Here is a 19938-nt window from a genome sequence, read left to right as displayed (position 1 = left end):
TGGTGCTCGGCGCCGGGTACGCCTTGGGTCGCTGCGCGGTGCCCGCCGACACCTGGGCCCCGGTCGGCCTGGCGCTCGTCGCCGCGTTGCACCTGCTGGCCATCGGCTCGTGCCTGGTGGCCGCCCGGCGGGAACCCGGCGAGCGACTGGTCTGGTGGGCGGTCGCCGCGACCTTCGCCGTCAACGTGGTCGGTTCGGGCTGGTCGGCCGCCCTCTCGCTGCAGACGGGCAGGGACCCCTTCCCCTCGGTCGCCGACGCCTGGTGGCTGGCCGCCTACCCCTTCCTGGTCGTCGGCATCCTGGGTCTCTACCGCTCCCGGGTGGCGGCCGGTGAGCTGACCACCTGGCTGGACGCGGCGACCGCCGGTCTGGGGGTCACCGCGGTGGGGGTGGCCCTCTACTCCCTGGCCCCCCAGCACGGCGACCGGCTCTCCGACGCCGCGACCGCGGTGGCGCTCGCCTACCCGATCGCCGACGTCGTCGTCCTGGGCCTGGCGGTCGGGCTGGTCGCGGTCGCCGGCCGACGGGCCGACCACGTCGTGGTGCTGATGACGTCGGTGCTGCTGACCAAGTCCGCCGGCGACCTGGCCCTGGCCACCTCGCAGTCCGGGGGCCCGGCCGGGGCCGGGGTGCTGGCCGAGCTGTGCTTCGTCCTCGCCACGGTGCTGGGCGTGGTCACCGCGGAGCACGCCGGCTCCCGCCCCACCCCGGTCGGCGTCGTCCCGTCCACCCGGGCGGCGCTCACGCCGCTGCTGGGCACCGCGGCCGGGCTGGGGGTGCTGGGCACCCTGTGGGGCGACGGACGGGCCAGCGTCGCCGAGGCCCTGGCCCTGGGGTGCCTGCTCGCCGCCCTGGGCCGCTCGGCCCTGGGCGTGCGGGAGGTCGACCGGCTGCGCGAGGTGCACCGGCAGGCGCACACCGACGAGCTCACCGGCCTGGCCAACCGGCGCGTCCTGGTCTCCCGGCTCCAGGCACTGCTCGACCGGGGCCGTCCCCTGGGACTGCTGCTGCTGGACCTGGACGGGTTCAAGGCGGTCAACGACGAGCTCGGCCACGCCGCCGGGGACGACGTGCTCCGGCACGTCGCCCGGGTGCTCGCCGAGCGGACCGGGACGGGCTCCACGGCGGCCCGGCTCGGCGGTGACGAGTTCGCCGTCCTGGTGCCCGGCGGCACCGCCGCGGGACTGGTCGACCTGGTGGCCGACCTCGAGCAGCAGGTGTCGGCGCCGGTCGCCACGGCGGGCCGGGTGGTCCACGTGGGGGTGTCCATCGGCGTGGCCGAGGCGGGTCCGGACGACACCGGTCGGCTCCCCGCCGCCGTCGACGTGCTGCGACGGGCCGACGAGGCGATGTACGGCCGCAAGCGCCGACGGCACGGGGACGTCGTCCGCGCCCCGCTCGCGCCGCCGGGCTGAGCGGGGACCGGGCGAGCGCCGCAGGTCACACCTGGTGCTCCGGGGTGTGGGAGGGCCCCGGTCCGGGCAGGATGACCCCCGAGACGATCAACTCGGAGGTGCGTCAGTGTTCCGCAAGAAGAGCCATGCCCAGGTCATCGGGGCCGAACTGCAGGAGGGCCTCGCCCACATCGGTTCGGCGGTCACCGAGGCCGGACGGGCCACGGCGGAACAGCTCGGCCCGCGCGTGGAGGCCGCTGCCAAGTCCGCGCAGAAGACCCTGGAGAAGGACGTCGCCCCGCGCTTCGAGGCCGCCGTCGCCGCCGTGGGCCCGCAGCTCGACGCTGCGCGCGAGGTCATCGTGCCCCGCCTGGAGGCCGCTCAGAAGACGCTGGCCCCCCAGCTGGCGAACGCGCAGAAGGTCTACGAGAAGGACGTCGTCCCGCGCCTGGAGGCCGCCCGCACCCAGGCTGCCGCCGGCATCGCGACCGCCGTCGCCGCGGCCGGCCCCAAGCTGATCGAGGCGCGCGAGGCAGCCGCCCCCAAGCTCGAGCAGGCCGCCAAGTCCGCGCAGAAGACGCTGGAGAAGGACGTCACCCCGCGCGTCCAGGCCGCCGTCGCCGCGGCCCAGCCCCGGCTCGAGGCCGCCCGGGAGACCGCGGTCGGCTACGCGGCCCCCCGCGCCGCCGCCGTCCGGGACGCAGCCGCTCCGGCGCTGCACAACGCCCGCGGCACGTTGAGCGCCGGCCTGGAGACCGCCCGCGGCGAGCTCGAGGCCCGTCGCGCCGAGCTCACCGCCGCCGCCAGCTCCGCCGGTGGTGCCGTGGCCGCCGCCACGCACGACACCGGCAAGAAGGCGACCAAGGCCCGCAAGCAGGCCGCGAAGGACGCTGCGTCGCTGAAGAAGACCGCGGGCAAGCGGGCGTCCTCGGCCCGCTCGGACGCCGCTGCGGCCGCTGAGGCCGCCCGCGACCAGGCCGCGGCCCGGGTCGCCGAGCTGCGCTCGGCAGCCGAGGCCAACCGCAAGGCCGTGGGCAAGAAGGCCGACAAGCTGTCCAAGAAGGCCGAGAAGCGCCGCAAGGAGCTGGCCAAGGCCGCGAAGAAGGCCGGCAAGGACGTCTCCGCGCAGACGACCGAGCTGAAGTACCGCGTCGGCATCGAGCGCAGGCCGCGCCGCTGGCCGTGGGTGCTGGTGGCCCTCGCCGTCGGCGGGGTCGTGTTCTCCCTGGTGCGCCGGCAGAAGGCCGACGACCCGTGGACCCCCGCCCCCACCGGCGACGGTCCCGTCCCCACCTACCGGGAGGACCCCGTGCCCAGCAGCCCCAGCACCCCCGCCGACGACCCGGCCGACACCTCGACCGAGCCCACCGACGGCGGCACGGCGGTCTCGACCGCCGAGGACGCCCCCGGCGACGCCACCCCGGCCGACACCGACCTGGGCTGGCGGGACGGCGTGCACCACGAGGCCGCCACCGACAAGCAGAACGACCCGAACACCGCGGTGAACACGGTCCCCTCGGCGGAGACCCTGGACAAGCCGGCGCTCGGCCGCGAGGCCGACGACACCGAGGGCGGCAAGCACCAGGCCTGAGCGACGCCCGAGCAGGGCCTGAGCACGACCCTGTCAGGGGGCGCACCGGAGCACGGTGCGCCCCCTGACGCGTCTGCGGGCCACGACCGCCCGCCCCGCCCCGGGAGTACCGTGACGGGCATGAGCGACGCGCCGACGACAGCCACCCCGGCGAGCACGGCGAGCATCGACCCGGCCGGACGCAAGCTGCTGCGCCTCGAGGTCCGCAACGCCCAGACCCCGATCGAGCGCAAGCCCGACTGGATCAAGACCAAGCTGCGCACCGGCCCCGAGTACACCGAGCTCAAGTCCCTGGTGAAGCGCGAGGGTCTGCACACGGTGTGCGAGGAGGCCGGCTGCCCGAACATCTACGAGTGCTGGGAAGACCGCGAGGCCACCTTCCTCATCGGCGGTGACCAGTGCACCCGGCGCTGCGACTTCTGCCAGATCGACACCGGCAAGCCCGCGGACTACGACCGGGACGAGCCCCGCCGGGTCGCCGAGAGCGTCGCCACGATGAACCTGAAGTACGCCACCATCACCGGTGTCGCGCGCGACGACCTGCCCGACGGTGGTGCATGGCTGTACGCCGAGACCGTCCGGCAGATCCACGCCTCCATCGAGGGCTGCGGTGTCGAGCTGCTGATCCCCGACTTCAACGCCGACCCCGACCAGCTGGCCGAGGTCTTCTCCTCCCGCCCCGAGGTGCTCGCGCACAACGTCGAGACGGTGCCGCGCATCTTCAAGCGGATCCGACCCGGCTTCCGCTTCGAGCGATCGCTCGCCGTCATCACGGCCGCCCGCGAGGCCGGCCTGGTCACCAAGTCCAACCTGATCCTGGGCATGGGCGAGGAGCCGCACGAGGTCACCGAGACCATGCAGGCCCTGCACGACGCCGGCTGCGACCTGCTGACCATCACCCAGTACCTGCGCCCCAGCCCCCGGCACCACCCCGTGGTCCGTTGGGTCAAGCCGCAGGAGTTCGTCGACTTCGCGGCCCAGGCCGAGGAGATCGGCTTCCCCGGCGTGCTGGCCGGGCCGCTGGTCCGCAGCTCTTACCGGGCGGGCCGGCTGTACCAGCAGGCCGTCGAGGCACGCGGGCTCACCCCCGCCGTCTGAGGCAGGTGCCCCCGGGGTCCGACCCCGGGGGCCTATCCTCAGCCCATGGCACGCAGCAAGCCCACAGACGCCCCCGCCCCGCCGACGAAGGCCGGGAAGGGCGCCTCGGGGTCCACCAAGGTCGACGCCAAGGGCGTCAAGGCCGGCAAGGGCGCCCAGGGCGCCAAGGCCTCCAAGGCCCCCAAGCTCGGCAAGGACGGCAAGCCCAAGGTCGGCCGCTGGTCGAAGATGAAGACCCAGGGCGGCCAGATCAAGCAGGCCTACAAGCTCACGTACAAGAACGACCCCAAGCTCCCCTGGATCATGCTGATCGCCTTCGTGGTGGTCGCCGCCGTGGTCGAGCTGATCGCGGTCCTCTTCGGCGCCCCGCTGCTCTTCATCCCGATCGCCGTGCTGCTGGGCCTGCTCGCCGCGCTCGTCGTCTTCGGGCGCCGCGCCCAGGGTTCGGCCTACCGGCAGGTCGAGGGCCAGCCCGGCGCCGCCGCGTGGGTGCTGGAGGGCATGCGCGGTGACTGGCGGGTCAGCTCCGGTGTCGCCGGCACCCCGCAGCTGGACGCCGTGCACCGCGTCCTGGGTCGCCCCGGGATCATCCTGGTGGCCGAGGGCGTGCCCCAGCGGGTCCGCCCGCTCATCGCCCAGGAGAAGCGCCGGATCGCCAAGGTCGTCGGTGACACCCCGATCTACGACATCGTCGTCGGTGACGCCGAGGGCCAGGTCCCGCTGAAGAAGCTCAGCTCGCACGTGATGAAGCTGCCGCGCAACCTGGACGGCGCGGAGGTCAACAGCCTGGGCAAGCGGATGAACGCCCTCGGTGGTGCCCGGATGCCGATCCCCGGTGGGCCGATGCCGGGCGGCAAGCAGATGTCGGTCAGCCAGCGACAGATGCGCCGCCGCTGACCCGGCTCCTCCCCCGCACCGTCGACGGGCCCCGCTCCTGCTGGAGCGGGGCCCGTCGTCGTCCGTGCCGGTGTCAGCGGGTGCGGATCACCGCGGTCGAGGTCAGCCGGTCGTGCAGCCCGCGCGCGTCACCGTCGACGACGAGGGCGGGCACCAGCAGCATCAGCAGCGCCGTCCGGACGACGGCCCGCCACACGGCGACCCGTTCCCCCTGCCGGGGGTGGGCCAGCTGCAGGCCCAGCGCCGCCATGCCCGGCGTCCGGCCGACCAGCACCAGCGAGACCACGGTGATCAGACCGAAGGCCAGCAGGCTCCAGTTCTCCGGGATGCCCTGTACGACCAGGGCCGCCACCAGGGCGGCCACGACAGCGTCGACGACGAAGGCGACGGCGCGGGTGCTGAAGGAGGCGACGGACCCCGGGCCCTGTGCGGGCAGCCCCAGCGAGGCTCCCCGGATGCGCCCCTGAGAGGGTGGTGTCTCGTCCCTGACCATGCGGCCAGCGTAGGCACCGGACCCCCTGCCCCCCGCCACGAGCACCTCCGCGGCGGGACCCTGCAGGAGTCCGGCGACACGCCGGGGCGCTTGTAACGGCTCGGAAACACGCGAGACACCGGGGGGCAACCCCCCGCTCGTAGCTTCCGGGTCGGCCGTCCGCCCACTCTCGGAGGATCGATGTTCAACAGTCCCGACGAGGTCACCAAGTACATCCAGGACAACGACGTGAAGTTCGTCGACGTCCGGTTCTGTGACCTCCCCGGCGTCATGCAGCACTTCACCATCCCCGCGGAGACCTTCGGCGAGGACACCTTCACCGACGGGCTGGGCTTTGACGGCTCGTCCATCCGTGGTTTCCAGACCATCAACGAGTCGGACATGCTGCTGCTGCCCGACCCGAACAGCGCCTTCGTGGACCCGTTCCGCACGTACAAGACGCTGAACGTCAACTTCTTCATCCACGACCCGATCACGCGTGAGGCCTACTCCCGTGACCCGCGGAACGTGGCCAAGAAGGCCGAGGCCTACCTCGCCAGCTCGGGCATCGCCGACACCGCCTACTTCGGCCCCGAGGCCGAGTTCTACGTCTTCGACTCGGTGCGGCACGACACCTCGATCAACGAGTCGTACTACCACATCGACGCCGTCGAGGGCGTCTGGAACTCCGGCTCGCGCAACGGCGAGAACGGCATGGGCCCGAACTTGGGGTACAAGACCCGCCAGAAGGGCGGCTACTTCCCCGTCGAGCCGACCGACCACCAGAGCGACCTGCGCTCGGCGATGATGGTCAACCTCGCGAACGCCGGCCTCGAGCTCGAGCGCGGCCACCACGAGGTGGGCACCGGCGGGCAGGCCGAGATCAACTACAAGTTCGACACCCTGCTGCGCTCGGCCGACAGCCTGATGCTGTTCAAGTACATCATCAAGAACACCGCCTGGGCCGCCGGCAAGACCGCCACGTTCATGCCCAAGCCGCTCTTCGGGGACAACGGCTCGGGCATGCACTGCCACCAGTCGCTGTGGAAGGACGGCGTCCCGCTGTTCGCCGCCGAGACCGGCTACGCGGGGCTGTCGGACATGGCCCGCCACTACATCGGCGGTCTGCTCAAGCACGCCCCGTCGCTGCTGGCCTTCACCAACCCCACGGTGAACAGCTACCACCGCCTGGTGCCCGGCTTCGAGGCCCCGATCAACCTGGTCTACTCCGCGCGCAACCGCTCGGCCTGCACCCGGATCCCGATCTCGGGCGACAACCCGAAGGCCAAGCGCATCGAGTTCCGCGTGCCCGACCCGTCGGCCAACCCCTACCTCGCCTTCTCGGCGATGCTGATGGCCGGCCTGGACGGCGTGAAGAACAAGATCGAGCCCCCGGCCCCGGTGGACAAGGACCTCTACGAGCTGCCGCCCGAGGAGGCCCTGGGCATCGAGAAGGTCCCGGCCTCCCTCGACGCCGTCCTCGACCGGCTCGAGGTGGACCACGACTACCTGCTCGACGGTGGCGTGTTCACCTCCGACCTGATCGAGACCTGGATCGAGTACAAGCGGGAGCACGAGATCACCCCGATCCGCCTGCGCCCGCACCCGCACGAGTTCGCGATGTACTACGACATCTGAGTGACACTCGCCCCTGACCTGCGGGTTCTCCGCAGGTCAGGGGCAGAAGTCCGCACAGAGTCCGCGCGAGTCGCCAGCACTGCACCCACGGCGGCTCGCGCGGACTCGTCTCTGTCGGGCATCAGGTGCCCGTAGGTGTCCAGCGTCGTGCTGGCTGACCCGTGCCGGAGCCGGTGCTGCACGACCTTGACGTCGAGCCCGGACGCGATGAGCAGGCTCGCCAGGTAGTGCCGCAGGTCGTGGAACCGGAACCCCACCGGTAGGCCGGCCACCTTCGGCCGGGCCGCCCGCACGGCGCGCTCGATCGCCCACGTCGATGACGGGCCCCCTATGCCGTCGGTCACCAGTCGGTCACTCCCCCACCGCTTCACCGCGGCCGCCAGGGTCAGCGCGAGCTCGTCCGGGATGGGCAGCGGCGTGCGAGACGTCTCGGTCTTCAGCGGCTGTCCGTCGCCCTGCTGCACCGGCCGGACGATGCCGCGCATGAAGTCGACGTCGTCGACGCGCAGGCCCACCACCTCGGCCGTGCACAGGCCGACGAAGGCGCCAAGCAGGACGGCGGGCTGCAAGTGCTCGGGGACGGCGTCGTGCAGCGCCCAGACCTGCTCCGTGGTCGCGACGTAGGGCCGCTGCTTGCCGGCGCCCGGGCTGGTCCGCCTCGAGCACGGGTTCCTCGGGATCAGCCCGTCGTGCACGGCGTCGCTCATGACCTGGGACAACCGGCTGTGGAGCGCGTAGACGTAGCTGTCGGCCAAGCCCTGGGCGCGCAGCCCAGTCGTCCAGGACCGGACGTCGGACGGCTTCACCGAGGAGAGCCGGCGCGGCCCGAACGCAGCAGTGATGTGCGCCAGGTGCACCTCGGCCTGGCGCACCGTGCTGGCCCGCCGGGTGCCGTAGCCGGCCAGCCACGTCTCGGCCCACTCCCCCACCGTCGTGCGGGCCGTCCGCGGGTCGATGTAGGCGCCCGTGACGACCGCCGTGGTGACCTCGTCAAGCCAGCGCTGGCCGTCGATCTTCCGGTCGAAGTGGCGGGCGTGCTCTTTGCCGGCGAGGTCCCGGTACCGAGCCATCCAGCGACCGTCAGGCCTCTTCGCGAGGCTCGCCACGATCTTCCTTCTCCTTCGCCGCCTGGAGTCGGGCTTCGCACCGCGTGATCTCAGCGATGTAGCGCTCGCGCATGGGCGCCAGCTTCTTCATCTCGTCGTCGAGATCCATCTGCCGCATGAGGATCTCTTCCAGTGCCAGTTGAGCCCGCTCAAGGGCAGCCGCGGCTCGGGCTACCTCCTGCGTCGGAGACCGCTCAAGCAGCACGGCGAGGGGTACACCGAGCGCCGCAGCGAGAGCGTCGACCTCGTTCACGCGGATCGGCCGCTGGCCGGCCTCCAGCTTGGCGATGAGCGACTGGTTGCCGGAGCCGAGGTTGGCGAGCACCCCGAGCTGGGTCTGCGTAAGTCCGCGCTGCTCCCGCAGCTGCCGGACGTGTCGCCCCACAAGCCCCTCTAGATCGCTGCCATTCTTTGTCGCCACAAGACAAAGACTATCATCCCACACACGCTTGCGTCAATGTCGCCTAGCGCGTACTACTCATTGTCGGGACAGGAAAACGCCTGTCATGATGAAGAGGCGGGCACTCATGTCGACATCCGATCAGCTGCTCCTACCGCCTCAGCGAAGGAGAGCGGCTCCGGCCCTACTGACTGGCCAGCCCCGACGGGTCGGGGCGTAGGAGGGCCACCCGATGGGGTTGACCCAGCGTGGGTTCCTTGCCACGGGTCAGCGTGTGGATGCATCCTGTCTGCAATCGGTTGGTCGCGGGTTCGATCCCCGTCGGCTCCACTCGTGGGGCTGTAGCTCAGCGGTAGAGCACCCGACTCTCCGATAGAGGGGGCCATGACCCAACGGTCATGGCCCCCTCGCCACTTCAGGGCCCTGCTGGCGGGTTCGACCTGGGCGACGGCTTCTGACGTGCCGCCTCCGATCGGGCACGATGTGTTAGGTGGTCGACGAACAGACACCCGAGGAGCTTGACGCCCAGGTCGGCCCAGGTAGCGCCGTGGAGATGGTCTGGGCCTGGGTCGACGTCGTCCTAAACGAGGGGGACTGGAGCACGGCCATGAGGGCGTCCACGCCGGAGCTGCGCCTCGCGTGTGCGCAGCACTGGGTGCTGGCTGCTCAGCGGGCGCGGGTCTCGGTCGTGGCTGGATGGGACCGAGATGACCTAGCCCGTGCGCTGGCCGCACCCGATGAGACCAACCCGTGCTGGCCCACCTACGCCCACGACAGGGTCAACAGCTTCAGTCACTTCCGCGGGATCAACTTCGGCGCCGGGAGTCGCCCTCGCCCCGTCGACCTCGACCACGAGCGGGTCGTGCTCATCGACCTGGACGACAACTCGCACGGGCGCCGCACCATCGGTGGCCGTGACCTCGCTTACCGAGACGAAGGTCAGCAGATCGTCGGGTGGCCGCTGCTCGCTCGCCGCTCCCGCGGCACGTGGATCGTGGCCAGCTACGGCTACGACCTGCCGGTGCCGGGATGGCCACCGGCCCTGGGGTGACGCAGGAGGACACGCAGCCGTTTCTGCTGCGCCGTCGACAGTGGCGGTGCCTCGCGTCCAGCACGACGACCAGCCTCGCGGGCCGCAGCCAAGGGGCCAGGACGTGGGTCTTGCTCGCTGCTCTCCACCCTGATCACCATGCCCAAGTATGCCGGGCAGATGGAGAGGTGTCGTGGCCGCCGGCCGCCGCGACCGGTCGCGACAACGAGGTGGACGCGTCGGGCGGCACCCTAGTGGACGCGTCTCCGCTGGCCACCAGCGACATGTGTCGTGCTGTCCTCGAGGACGACGCGACGCTCAGGACCGGTTGGACGCGTTGCCGTCGGCCGCCCGCGACGCGTCGCCTAAATCTGCACGACGTGTCGGGCCCCCTTTTGAAATCGAGCCCTACGTCCGTGGCGGGCGGTGACTACGGTCCTCGGCATGGGTGATGCGGCGACCTGGACGGCCGCAGTCGTGGCCGCGCTCGCGCTGGTGGTCTCGATCGTCGCTCTCCGGTGGGCCAGGCAATCTGCTGTAGCCGCAGAAGCATCGGCGGTGGCCGCCCGAGACGCCGCCGACGCCGCCCGAGACGACGCAGATGTCGCGATTCGCGGGGAACAGGCCCAGCTACGCGCCCAGGAGGAGGCCGCCGTCACCTGGTTCATCAGCTGGCCGGGAACCTCGACTGTCTTACTGGAGAACGTGGGCGCCCAGACGGCACACCACGTGGAGGTCGTGCTCAGCCCGCACGGCGGCAGCGCCGTCCCCAGCCTGCGGTCAATGTCGCAAGCCGTCTACCCCGGAGGCGGGATGCGCATCGACGTCCGCCACCACACCAAGACCGGCACCTGGCTAGAGGTGTCCTGGCGACTGTCGGATGACCTGCAGGAGGCGCCGCGCACCAAGCGGCTCGGCCTCGGCAGGCGCTGAAGCAACTTTTCTCGACCCCCCGGACCCCAGGAAACTGTCGGTGCCCCCGTGCACCATCCCGGCTCATGGACATCCTCAAGCGTTTCGGCACCGTCGTGGTCATCAGCCAGCTCGTCGCTGTGCACGGCGGTCAGTCCCTCTCTGACCGACGTCAAGGCCGTCTTCGCGCACGGCTTCGTCTTCATTCGCGACAACCACAAGGTCACCGCCATCCCTGCGGTGTCCGTTCAGCGGGCAGACGGCATCACCGAGTATCGGCCGTGAACCTTCGTCGGGGTCGACGGGTCCCGGGCGAGCGAGAAGTGCGCATCCGAGCCGGAGCAGACTCGTTGCTCATCGACAGGTTCCACACAACGACGAGAGGGATCGACCGATGAGCTCAAGAACCATCCGGGACCGCGTGACCGAGCGCCTCGAGGTGAGTGGCAGCTTGAAGGTGCAGGGGTCGGTGGAGGCTGGCGCGACGGTCTCGGGCTCGCTGATGGTGCAGGGTGCGTCGGCTGGCGAGTTCGTCGTCGAGTCCGGCGGCAACCTCGTGCTGCAGGGCGCTGCTGCCGGCGACTACACGATCCGGCACGGTGGTGTTATCGCTGTCCAGGGTGCTGCTGCAGGGTCGTTCTGGGTAGAAGACGGCGGAACTCTTGGAATCAGCGGGGTCTGGAGCGGGCAGGTCCGCCAGTGGGACGGCCGGGTCCTGGTGTCGGCCGGCACCGTGTTCGCGCAGGGTGAGTCGGGCGAGGTGCTGCAGGCGGACGGCTCGTTCGTCGCCCACCCCCACGGCGGCAACGTCAGCATCAACGTCGGCAACGAGACCTGGCTCGAGTGGGACGAGGACGACACGTTCTACCCGGCGCGTCGCCGAGAGGACTGACGGCAGCTACTGGTGCCTGTCGGGGTTGGCGCACCGGTAGCTACCGGGGATCCAGCGGTCGTCGCGGTGATCGATCGAGTTCGCTGGGATCCAGGTCGTGACCGTTCGTCCCCCGCACTGCGGGCAGGGGCCGTCGCTGTACGTGGAGCGCTCGCTGGTGCTGTAGGTGCCGTCCTCGGCGGGCATGGCCCGTCCCTTCCGTCGCGGTGCACCGGCACGTGCCGGTGCGCCGTGATTGTCGCGCGGGGGCAGTCTGCCCGGACGGGTGGCAGCCTCCGGTCATGACACTTCTCAAGCCGCCCAGTGACGACGGAACGCTCGTGGTGACCTACAAGGGCAGTGCTGGCTTCGGCGGGAGCGTCTTTGGCCCATCCGAACTGTTCCGGGACGTCGCCGGCTACGAGGGCTCGCAAGCATTGACGGTCGTCCACTTCAACGACGGGACGACGGTCGAGTGCAGGGATGTGCTCATGGTCAGGACGTAACCCGCCGGCCCAGCGGCGGCACTTGGAGTCGAGGACCAGTACCTGAGCGCGCCCTGTGTAATGCTGCACACACTGTTCAGCGAGCGGGGAGTCAGCGAGTGCCCACCTTCGGCTACCGGGTCTTCGGCCTTCGAATGACCCCTCGAGGTCGACCCGAGGACTTCATGGACTTCGGCAACGTCCACGACGGGGACACTGCTCTGCAGCTGCTTCGGCGGGTCCTCTCGCCGGCCGACGCCAGTCGGGACGACCGCAACCAGCGCCTGACCGCTATCGACGACGTCGTCGACCTCCGCCGCGGCCTGCTGGCCGAGGTGTCCTCCGGAGTATTCGGGGAGGCGGGATACCTGCAGGATGCGGACGACCCGACCAAGCGCATCCCGATCGGGTTGGGCGACGCCACCATGCGTCCTCTCCGCAACCTGTTCGTGGTCCCGGAATTCGGGACCTACGGAATGATCGTTGCCGAGGCTCGCGGTCGAGGCACGGTCCTCCCCGGCTTGATCAAGTACCTGAACGGCGTGCTGCCGGTCTACCTACGGACCGATCGAGATGTCGTGGACGCCAGCGCCTGGGCCGACGAGCTGGCCAACTCCAGCGTTAAGGGCTTCGAGCTGCGCAGCCAGCACCGATCCGCAGACGGGACGCCGTTCGTTCGGGAACAGGGCGTGCGACGGGTCAACCTCTCTGTGTCCGTCGAGAAGAATTCCGAGCTCGCCGAGCGCTTGTCCGGTGCGTTCCGGGAACTACGCTCGGGTGGTGAGCGGCTCAGCCTCTCCGGCCTGGTGCACCTCGACGGCATCAACGAAGACGAGTTCGACGAAGAGCGCATCCTCTATAGCGACGGGTTCGGACGCCCCCGATCTCTGGTCGTTTCGTCAGACCTGCCTGCTTTCGTGTACCCGTTCGACCCGCCCGACGAGCGACCCGACGACGACGCCTTCCTCGCGGAGGCCAAGGACACGGTCGAGCGCCTGGCGCCCAACATCGACGACATGGCCGACCTGCCCGACGACTGGGCGGGCCGACCGCGCACCACGTAGACCACCGAGGGAGACACCGTGAGCATGATCGAGCGCTTCTCCGTCTCCCCGGTGCTCGTGGACTACTGGGGCACCCTCACCGACCGGAACACCAACCGGCCCGACCGCCGCGCCTACGCCATCTCGTACGGGTTGCCCGCGGTCCTGACCGCCGTCGCGGTCTGGCGGGGCTGGAAGCTTCCCGAACTGTCCGTGCTGCTCGGTGGCACCTCGCTGCTCGTTGGGGCGCTGATCGGCCTGTTCTTCCACCTGTCCAGCGTCCGCCTGCAGGTGGAGAACGACCCGCGTCTACGGTCCCTGCGGCGAGTGCCAACGCTGGTCGATAACACGGCCATTACCGTGCTTTACGCCGCTGGCGTGGCCATCTTTGTGTCGGTGGTCATCGTGGTCGCCGCGGCTCTCCCGAGGACCGCGCCCAGCTGGTCCACGCTGACGACCACCGTGGCGTCGATCTACCTCTGCACCCACCTGGTCGTCACCATGCTCACCGTGCTGCGCCTGGCCTGGGGGGTGTACGTGGAGGTCTACAACGTCCCCACGCCCAGCACTACCGGCCGGCGCTGACCTCGGCAGCAGCCTCGCGCCCGGCGATCCACCTCAGCAGGGCCACGTGAGTGATGCCCCGACGTCGGCGTCCTTCTGCATAGGTGATGGTGGGCACGTCGCCAGCGCGGATCAACTCCCATAGCACGGTGGTGCTAATGGACAGCTGCTCGGCGGCTTGGTCGACGCTGTAGACCAGGCGGTGGTGCGGCCCTGGGCAGGCCGTCAGGGTGTCGACCATCGGGACGTTGACGGTCGACGCCGGAGGCAGCGGCTCTGACACCGGCCGCGCGACGGGTGCCGATGGGCTGGGCGGGAGCCCCCGGCGCGTGCGGATGCGGCGCTCGAGCTCGGCAACCGACGGGCCACCGCGCTGGTGGGCGGCCTCCGCTGCCTCGCGAGGGGTCCTCGCGTTCTGCTTCGCGATGGCCTGGGCGAGCGTGCGGCCGGCAGAAGCGATGCACTCCTCTCGCGTCCGGGGTCCACCCTGGTGCTGTTCGTCCACTCGGCCAGCATGGCGGGGTGACGCGTCACGTGGTGCGTCTCGTGACGCTTCACTCGAACCGGCCGCACGGAGCGAATTCGGTCAGCCCCAGGGTTGCCACCCGGCCCGCAACTTCTCGACGAAGGCGACGAGGTCCTGCTCGGCCACGTAGCGACGGCCGCCCATCAGGACCGACGGGAGCTGGTCATCGCGCATCAGCCCGTAGAGCTTGGTCCTGCTGATCGACACCCGCTCGGCGGCCTTGTCCAGGGTCCACAGCAGTCGTGGTGGCTCACCGCCCGGCTCCGCGACGGGGAACTGAGGTGCCGGGGCGGGGATGTGAGCCGCCAGGAGGGCGGCCAGCGGGCAGACGACGTTAGCTGGCGGGTTCACACCCCGATGTTGGGCCCAGCGCGGCGCCGGCGGTACGTCGCCGAGCGAGGCACCAGCCCAGTCGTCGACGCTGGGGCCGGGGCGCGGTGCAGCTCAAGCACAGCCTCGACGTCCACGACGGTGAAGTGCGGGGCCTCGCGGGCCATCCGAACGTGCGGCCACCGACCGGCACGGGCCTGTGTGCGTACGTAGTGCTCCGAGCAGCGCAGCGCCCGGGCCACCTCCTCGACGGTGTAGAGGAGGGGCAGTCCGGGCGCGCGCTGGTGCTGGGTCACGCCTCAGATCGTGGCCGTCACGCAACCAGCCCGGTGACCTGACCGGCCCACATCACCGCGGTGAAGAACCCGACCGAGATCGACTGCGCGAACACTGCGGCGCCCAGCGCGATGCCGCCGGCCACCATGTCCCGCACGATCCGACCGCGGCGGGTCAGCCGCAGCGGCCCGGCCGGCGCCCGATCGGTGCTCACGCGACACCGTCCAGGCGGTCAGCGGCGGCGCGCAGCGCGGCAGCTGTCTCGGTCGGGGTGCCCTGCTGGATGGCCAGGTGGCGGTCCTCGTCCCACCAGGCGAACGGCTCGCCCAGGCCGGGCACCACGGAGATCGTCACCGGCCCGTCAAGCGCAACCGGTGGCGGCCCATCGCCGTCGAGCCGGTCGCAGGCCGCCAGCAGGTTGGCCGCGAACACCCGGGCCTGCTCGGTGCTGGTGAACCGTGCGTCCAGCGCAGACAGGAAGATGTGCGGGTCGCTCCCGACGATCGCCATGGCCCCGCCCGGGGCGGAGATGCGCACCTCGAGGGTGGCCTCGGCGTAGCAGGCGGTAGGCAGCTCGTCGCCGCCCACGTGCACCATCGCCGGGGGCGCTGCCCATGTGTGCAGCACCACCGCCGACTGGTCGACGCTGTCGACGTTCAGGTGGGTGTTGACGGCCCACGCGGGCCGAGCGAGCTGTCCCTCGGCAGGGTGATTGCCGGCGGGGTGGGGTCAGTAGTGTCGATCATGGGTCCTCGTCCTCTACTCAGGGTGGGGATCAAGGCCCTGTCGTCGGTTGCACCCGACGGCGGGGCGGCTTTGTTCTGGTCCGCAGGTAGTCCGCAGGTCCGCGAAAAGTCCGCAACAGAGCTAACTCTCTTCGACAACACCTCGTTTTCCTGGTGCGATTACCCGCAGCTCAGACGGTAGAACTAGCACCAGCTCATCGCAACCGTCTAGCGGGAACGAGTTCGCGATGTACTACGACATCTGATCCACCGGCACGCGACCGCGGCCCCCGACCTCACCCGAGGTCGGGGGCCGCGGTGCGTCTGCCCGTCGGAGGGTCGGGGGGCGGCCGGGTGGACGACCCGGCCGGGAAGCGTCCACCACCAGGGCGCGACCTGCCCGAGCCGACCGGCGGTCTCGGCACTCCTCGCCGTCGAATCGACATGTCTCCCCGCACTATCGTCGAGTCAACACCCGACCACGAGGAGCAACCGATGGCCCGCACCACCCCTGCCGCTCCCCGCCCCGAGCTGGCCCTGGTCGGCGGTTGCGCGTGCGAAGGCGCCCGCTGCTCCATGAGCGGTCCCTGCCTGGACGCGGCACTGTCCGACGAGCGCTTCGCCGTCTGGGCCCCGCGCCGCCGGACCCGCCTGCGCCTGGCCTCCTGACCCACCCGCCGGCTCCCCTGAGGGACCCGGTTTTTCGACTCAACTAGTTCCGCATGTGTCCGTAGTGAGGTCGTCGGCACCACCGCCACGACCACGCCGAGGAGCCACCGTGCTGGGACGACCCAAGACCCGGGTGACCACGACCCACCCCGCCGACGTCCCCCGCGACGTCGAGGCGCTGGAGGAGGTCATCGCCGCGCTGGACTCCGGGGTCTCCGACGAGGCCTCGGCGCACCGCGTCGTCGTCGCCACGCTGGTGCGGGCCCTGGGCCTGGACTACGGCGCCGTCTGGCTGCCGGGCCCCGGTGGCCTGGTGCTGGCCCACGAGACCGGGCCGCTGGTCCCGACCATGGAGCGCTCCTGGGACCGGGCGCGGGTGCTCACCCGGGAGTCCGGGCTGGGCGGCCAGGCACTGGCCCGCCGCACCCCGGTCCTGGCCGGCCCCACGACGGACGCCGCCACCTGCACCCGCTGGGCCACGGCCTCGGCCGCCGGGGCGGGCCAGGGGTGCTTCCTGCCGGTCCTCGAGGACGGCGAGGTGGTGGCCCTGCAGGAGTTCTACGCCCGCACCGAACTGCCCTTCTTCGGCGCCCGGGCGGAGAAGTGGGAGGCCCTGGCCCGGCTCACCGCACACGCCCGCCGCCGCGCACTGGCCGAGGCGCTGCTCCAGGAGACCGTCGACGACCGCCTCGCCGTCACCTCCGTCGTCACCGAGATCGGGAACGCCACCACCCAGGCCGACGCCCTGCGCACCGCGCTGGACACCGTCCGCAGCGCCTTCGGGTGGGCCTACGGGTCGTTCTGGGCGCTGGACACCGTCAGCGGCCTGCTCCGCTTCGAGACCGAGTCCGGTTCCGCCGGTGCCGAGTTCCGCGAGGTCACCCTGGGCGCCAGCTTCGCCGAGGGCGTCGGGCTGTCCGGGCGGGCCTGGCGGGCCCGCGACCTGGTCTTCGTCCGCGACCTCGCCGAGATCACCGACTGCGTCCGGGCGCCCGCCGCTCAGCGGGCCGGCGTCCGGTCCGGGGTGTGCTTCCCGATCACCATCGGCGGTCAGGTCATCGGCACGATGGACTTCTTCACCACCGCCACCATCGACCTGTCCGAGTCCCGCGCCTCGGCGCTGCGCAACGTGGCCCAGCTGGTGTCCCAGCGCTTGGAGGTCGTCCGCCGCACCGAGAACGACGCGACCAACGCCCGCGCGCTGCTGGACACCGTGGCCCGGCTCCGTCAGGCCGCCGACGACGCCGGCCGGGTGGCCGAGGCCGCCGTCGGCCAGGCCGCCGCCATGACCGCCGAGGTCGACGCGCTGGGCGAGGCGTCCACGGCCATCGGCGAGGTCATCCGGATCATCTCCGGCATCGCCGACCAGACCAACCTGCTGGCCCTCAACGCCACCATCGAGGCCGCCCGGGCCGGGGAGCTGGGCCGCGGGTTCGCCGTCGTGGCCAACGAGGTCAAGGAGCTGGCCCGGGAGACCGCCGGCGCCACCCAGCGGGTCGCCGACCAGATCGCCGGCATCCAGGACACCACCCGCTCGGTGTCCGCCGGGATCCTGGCGACCAGCCAGCAGATCGGCCAGCTGGACGCCGTCCAGGCCCGGATGGGCGACGTGCTGGAGGAGCAGGCCCGGATGGCGGCGGCCTTCGAGGGCTGAGGCGACCCGGCGCCCCGTGTCGGGGCGCCGGGTCTGCGGTCACAGGACGAAGAGCATCTCCTGGTAGGTGGGCAGCGGCCACAGGTCGTCGGCGACCAGGGACTCGACCTGGTCAGCCGCCGCCCGCACCGAGGCCATCGCCGGCAGCAGGGCGTCGCGGGCGTGCTCTGCCTCGGCCGACGCCCCGTGCCCGGTCTCCGCGGCCAGCGCCGAGCGGAGCACGGCCAGCCCCTCGCGCAGCTGCGCCAGCGGGGCGCTGATCTCCTCCAAGGGAACCAGGTCCGGCTCGAGCCCGACGGCCTTCAGAGCGGCCAGGTTGGTGGCGATCTCGGTCTGGTGCCGGACCGCCGCCGGCAGCACGGACGTCGTCCCGATCTCCAGGGTCAGCCGGGCCTCGACGCCGATGGTGAGCGCGTACTGCTCGAGGCCGATCTCGTAGCGGCTGTGCATCTCCCGGTGGCTGAAGACCCCGTACCGGCTGAAGAGCTCCAGCGCCGGCTCGCTGACCAGCTCGGGCAGCGCGTCCAGCGTCGTGCGCAGGTTGGGCAGACCGCGCGCGGCCGCCTCGACCTGCCACTCCTCGGAGTAGCCGTCCCCGTTGAAGACGACGGCCCCGTGGTCGCTGATCAGCTCCTCCAGCAGCTTCTGGACGGCGGTGTCGAACGCGGTGCCCGCGGCGACGGCGGCCTCCAACGTGGTGGCGATGTGGTCCAGCGCCTCGGCCATGATCGTGTTGAGCGTGACCATCGGCCCGCCGACGGACTGCAGGGAACCGGGCGCGCGGAACTCGAAGCGGTTGCCGGTGAAGGCGAACGGGCTGGTCCGGTTGCGGTCGCCGGGGTCGGTGGGCAGCACCGGGAGGGTGTCCACGCCGATCATCAGCGTGCCTTTCTCCTTCGACGAGGTCGCACCGCCCTTGGCCACCTGGTCGAACACCTCGGCCAGCTGGTCGCCCAGGAAGATCGAGATGATCGCCGGCGGTGCCTCGTTGGCGCCCAGCCGGTGGTCGTTGCTGGCCGAGGCCACCGACGCGCGCAGCAGGCCCCCGAACTTGTGCACCGCGCGGATGACGGCTGCGCAGAAGACCAGGAACTGGGCGTTCTCGTGCGGGGTCTCACCCGGCAGCAGCAGGTTGCCCTCGGAGGCGTTGCCCAGGGAGAAGTTGACGTGCTTGCCCGACCCGTTGACGCCCTCGAAGGGCTTCTCGTGGAAGAGGCACTCCATGCCGTGCTTCTGGGCGATCCGCTTGAACGTGGTCATCAGCAGCTGCTGGTGGTCCGCGGCGACGTTGCCCCGCTCGAACACCGGCGCGATCTCGAACTGACCGGGGGCGACCTCGTTGTGCCGGGTCTTGGCCGGGATGCCGAGCTTGAACAGCTCCCGCTCGGTGTCCATCATGAAGCCGAGCACCCGCTCGGGGATGGCCCCGAAGTAGTGGTCGTCGAACTCCTGGCCCTTGGGCGGCTTGGTGCCGAACAGGGTCCGGCCGGCGTTGAGCAGGTCGGGGCGGGCCAGGTGGAAGTGCCGGTCGATGAGGAAGTACTCCTGCTCGGCGCCGCAGTAGGAGACGACGGCGTCGGGCTGCTCGTGCCCGAACAGCCGCAGGACCCGCTCGGCGTGCACGGCCATCGACTGCTGGGAGCGCAGCAGCGGGGTCTTGTGGTCCAGGGCGTCACCCTGCATCGACACGAAGACCGTCGGGATGCACAACGTGTTGCCGTTGGGGTTCTCCAGCACGTAGGCCGGGCTGGTGACGTCCCAACCGGTGTAGCCGCGGGCCTCGAAGGTGTTCCGCAGCCCGCCGCTGGGGAAGCTGGAGGCGTCCGGTTCGCCCTGGGTGAGGGTCTTGCCGGCGAACTCGGCCAGCGCCGAGCCGTCCCCGGCGGGCTCGAGGAAGCTGTCGTGCTTCTCCGCGGTCAGGCCGGTGAGCGGGTAGAAGACGTGCGCGTAGTGGGTGGCCCCCTTCTCCATGGCCCAGTCCTTCATCGCCGAGGCGACGGCGTCGGCCACCAGCGGGTCCAGCGGGGCCGCGTGGTCGATGGTGGCCAGCACGGAGCGGTACACCGACTTGGGCAGTCGCTTCTGCATGACGGTCTTGGAGAACACGTTGGCCCCGAACACCTCGCCGGGGGTCTCCCCCAGGTCGAAGCTGACGGCGGGCGGTACGTACGCCTCGACGTCCTTGATGGCCTGCAGACGGACGGCGTTGCCGCTCATGGGCGCTCCTGGCTCGACGGCCGGACCTGTCGGTCCCGGT

22 protein-coding genes are annotated in these 19938 nt (G+C 71.1%); 13 read left to right on the top strand and 9 right to left on the bottom strand.

All coding sequences use genetic code 11. From position 1 onward, the window contains the following. Positions 1-38: 38 nt before the first annotated feature. The 4 genes from ASG41_RS17625 (at position 39) to ASG41_RS17610 (ending at position 4980) form a co-directional block, all read left to right on the top strand. Entirely contained in the window at positions 39-1415 is a 1377-nt protein-coding gene (locus ASG41_RS17625) for a diguanylate cyclase (protein WP_162245575.1), read from the top strand. 106 nt (positions 1416-1521) lie between these two features. Then, the gene (locus ASG41_RS17620) at positions 1522-2985 is read left to right on the top strand and encodes a hypothetical protein (protein WP_056297929.1); all 1464 of its coding nucleotides are present in this window, start codon (positions 1522-1524) and stop codon (positions 2983-2985) included. A 120-nt stretch (positions 2986-3105) separates the two neighbouring features. Further along, the gene (gene lipA, locus ASG41_RS17615; RefSeq protein WP_056297926.1) at positions 3106-4083 is read left to right on the top strand and encodes a lipoyl synthase; all 978 of its coding nucleotides are present in this window, start codon (positions 3106-3108) and stop codon (positions 4081-4083) included. A 45-nt stretch (positions 4084-4128) separates the two neighbouring features. Then, complete coding sequence (locus tag ASG41_RS17610; RefSeq protein WP_056297924.1) at positions 4129-4980, top strand: DUF4191 domain-containing protein; 852 nt, start codon at positions 4129-4131, stop codon at positions 4978-4980. Between the two features lie 73 nt (positions 4981-5053). Here ASG41_RS17610 and ASG41_RS17605 read toward each other — a convergent pair whose 3' ends face one another. Then, positions 5054-5473: an RDD family protein gene (locus ASG41_RS17605; RefSeq protein WP_056297921.1), complete on the bottom strand. Its 420-nt coding sequence runs from the start codon at positions 5471-5473 to the stop codon at positions 5054-5056. Between the two features lie 180 nt (positions 5474-5653). Between ASG41_RS17605 and glnA the strand changes: the two genes are divergently transcribed. Beyond that, a complete protein-coding gene (glnA, locus tag ASG41_RS17600; protein ID WP_056297918.1) occupies positions 5654-7090 on the top strand; it encodes a type I glutamate--ammonia ligase in 1437 nt (478 codons plus the stop codon). On the opposite strand, the gene xerC is transcribed toward glnA, so the two are convergent. Continuing rightward, positions 7078-8160, bottom strand: coding sequence for a tyrosine recombinase XerC (xerC, locus tag ASG41_RS17595; RefSeq protein ID WP_082557082.1), 1083 nt, complete (start codon positions 8158-8160; stop codon positions 7078-7080). The two genes, glnA and xerC, sit on opposite strands and share 13 nt — an antisense overlap. 10 nt (positions 8161-8170) lie before the next feature. Continuing rightward, positions 8171-8581, bottom strand: a complete 411-nt coding sequence (locus ASG41_RS17590; protein WP_056297913.1) for a helix-turn-helix domain-containing protein — start codon at positions 8579-8581, stop codon at positions 8171-8173. A gap of 505 nt (positions 8582-9086) precedes the next feature. Here ASG41_RS17590 and ASG41_RS17585 point away from each other — a divergent pair. The 6 genes from ASG41_RS17585 (at position 9087) to ASG41_RS17560 (ending at position 13522) form a co-directional block, all read left to right on the top strand. After that, complete coding sequence (locus ASG41_RS17585; protein ID WP_056297910.1) at positions 9087-9647, top strand: hypothetical protein; 561 nt, start codon at positions 9087-9089, stop codon at positions 9645-9647. Between the two features lie 423 nt (positions 9648-10070). Next, the gene (locus tag ASG41_RS17580) at positions 10071-10559 is read left to right on the top strand and encodes a hypothetical protein (protein ID WP_157519496.1); all 489 of its coding nucleotides are present in this window, start codon (positions 10071-10073) and stop codon (positions 10557-10559) included. 400 nt (positions 10560-10959) lie between these two features. Continuing rightward, entirely contained in the window at positions 10960-11430 is a 471-nt protein-coding gene (locus tag ASG41_RS17575) for a hypothetical protein (RefSeq protein ID WP_056297903.1), read from the top strand. 281 nt (positions 11431-11711) lie between these two features. Continuing rightward, the gene (locus tag ASG41_RS23760) at positions 11712-11915 is read left to right on the top strand and encodes a hypothetical protein (protein WP_157519495.1); all 204 of its coding nucleotides are present in this window, start codon (positions 11712-11714) and stop codon (positions 11913-11915) included. Between the two features lie 164 nt (positions 11916-12079). Continuing rightward, positions 12080-12958, top strand: a complete 879-nt coding sequence (locus ASG41_RS17565; protein ID WP_056297898.1) for a hypothetical protein — start codon at positions 12080-12082, stop codon at positions 12956-12958. A gap of 24 nt (positions 12959-12982) precedes the next feature. Next, positions 12983-13522 carry a hypothetical protein gene (locus ASG41_RS17560; protein ID WP_157519494.1) on the top strand — a complete coding sequence of 180 codons (540 nt, stop codon included), beginning with the start codon at positions 12983-12985 and terminating at the stop codon, positions 13520-13522. Here the strand turns inward: ASG41_RS17560 and ASG41_RS17555 are convergent. The 5 genes from ASG41_RS17555 to ASG41_RS17545 form a co-directional block, all read right to left on the bottom strand. Further along, on the bottom strand, positions 13506-14006 hold the full coding sequence (locus tag ASG41_RS17555; RefSeq protein WP_056297891.1) for a helix-turn-helix domain-containing protein: 501 nt from the start codon (positions 14004-14006) through the stop codon (positions 13506-13508). The genes ASG41_RS17560 and ASG41_RS17555 overlap by 17 nt on opposite strands. Before the next feature lie 81 nt (positions 14007-14087). Then, positions 14088-14378, bottom strand: coding sequence for a helix-turn-helix domain-containing protein (locus tag ASG41_RS23755; RefSeq protein WP_157519493.1), 291 nt, complete (start codon positions 14376-14378; stop codon positions 14088-14090). Then, positions 14375-14653, bottom strand: coding sequence for a DNA-binding protein (locus tag ASG41_RS17550; protein WP_056297887.1), 279 nt, complete (start codon positions 14651-14653; stop codon positions 14375-14377). Before ASG41_RS17550 ends, ASG41_RS23755 begins: the two co-directional genes overlap by 4 nt. Before the next feature lie 17 nt (positions 14654-14670). Continuing rightward, positions 14671-14847, bottom strand: coding sequence for a hypothetical protein (locus ASG41_RS23750; RefSeq protein WP_157519492.1), 177 nt, complete (start codon positions 14845-14847; stop codon positions 14671-14673). Next, positions 14844-15263 (bottom strand): hypothetical protein, encoded by a 420-nt coding sequence (locus ASG41_RS17545; protein WP_157519491.1) that lies wholly within the window; start codon positions 15261-15263, stop codon positions 14844-14846. Before ASG41_RS17545 ends, ASG41_RS23750 begins: the two co-directional genes overlap by 4 nt. A 590-nt stretch (positions 15264-15853) precedes the next feature. Between ASG41_RS17545 and ASG41_RS23745 the strand changes: the two genes are divergently transcribed. Together ASG41_RS23745 and ASG41_RS25310 are read left to right on the top strand one after the other, a co-directional pair. Continuing rightward, positions 15854-16027: a hypothetical protein gene (locus ASG41_RS23745; protein ID WP_157519490.1), complete on the top strand. Its 174-nt coding sequence runs from the start codon at positions 15854-15856 to the stop codon at positions 16025-16027. Between the two features lie 109 nt (positions 16028-16136). Then, a complete protein-coding gene (locus ASG41_RS25310; RefSeq protein WP_056297879.1) occupies positions 16137-17681 on the top strand; it encodes a methyl-accepting chemotaxis protein in 1545 nt (514 codons plus the stop codon). Positions 17682-17720: 39 nt separating this feature from the next. Here ASG41_RS25310 and ASG41_RS17535 read toward each other — a convergent pair whose 3' ends face one another. Further along, complete coding sequence (locus ASG41_RS17535) at positions 17721-19898, bottom strand: glutamine synthetase III (RefSeq protein ID WP_056297876.1); 2178 nt, start codon at positions 19896-19898, stop codon at positions 17721-17723. Between the last annotated feature and the right edge of the window lie 40 nt (positions 19899-19938).

The sequence above is a fragment of the Modestobacter sp. Leaf380 genome (assembly GCF_001424485.1).
In the GTDB taxonomy this organism is placed as follows: Bacteria; Actinomycetota; Actinomycetes; order Mycobacteriales; family Geodermatophilaceae; genus Klenkia.
Note: the sequence above shows the minus strand (reverse complement) of the source record. Positions and strands in the feature narration are given on the sequence as shown.

What these genes read in the sequence shown, in the direction of transcription:
- ASG41_RS23745 (WP_157519490.1), top strand. Translation starts at nt 15,854, where the DNA reads ATGGCCCGCACCACCCCTGCCGCTCCCCGCCCCGAGCTGGCCCTGGTC.
- ASG41_RS17535 (WP_056297876.1), bottom strand. Translation starts at nt 19,898, where the DNA reads ATGAGCGGCAACGCCGTCCGTCTGCAGGCCATCAAGGACGTCGAGGCG.
- ASG41_RS23760 (WP_157519495.1), top strand. Translation starts at nt 11,712, where the DNA reads ATGACACTTCTCAAGCCGCCCAGTGACGACGGAACGCTCGTGGTGACC.
- ASG41_RS17565 (WP_056297898.1), top strand. Translation starts at nt 12,080, where the DNA reads ATGGACTTCGGCAACGTCCACGACGGGGACACTGCTCTGCAGCTGCTT.
- ASG41_RS17605 (WP_056297921.1), bottom strand. Translation starts at nt 5,473, where the DNA reads ATGGTCAGGGACGAGACACCACCCTCTCAGGGGCGCATCCGGGGAGCC.
- ASG41_RS17580 (WP_157519496.1), top strand. Translation starts at nt 10,071, where the DNA reads ATGGGTGATGCGGCGACCTGGACGGCCGCAGTCGTGGCCGCGCTCGCG.
- lipA (WP_056297926.1), top strand. Translation starts at nt 3,106, where the DNA reads ATGAGCGACGCGCCGACGACAGCCACCCCGGCGAGCACGGCGAGCATC.
- ASG41_RS17610 (WP_056297924.1), top strand. Translation starts at nt 4,129, where the DNA reads ATGGCACGCAGCAAGCCCACAGACGCCCCCGCCCCGCCGACGAAGGCC.
- xerC (WP_082557082.1), bottom strand. Translation starts at nt 8,160, where the DNA reads ATGGCTCGGTACCGGGACCTCGCCGGCAAAGAGCACGCCCGCCACTTC.
- glnA (WP_056297918.1), top strand. Translation starts at nt 5,654, where the DNA reads ATGTTCAACAGTCCCGACGAGGTCACCAAGTACATCCAGGACAACGAC.
- ASG41_RS17560 (WP_157519494.1), top strand. Translation starts at nt 12,983, where the DNA reads ATGATCGAGCGCTTCTCCGTCTCCCCGGTGCTCGTGGACTACTGGGGC.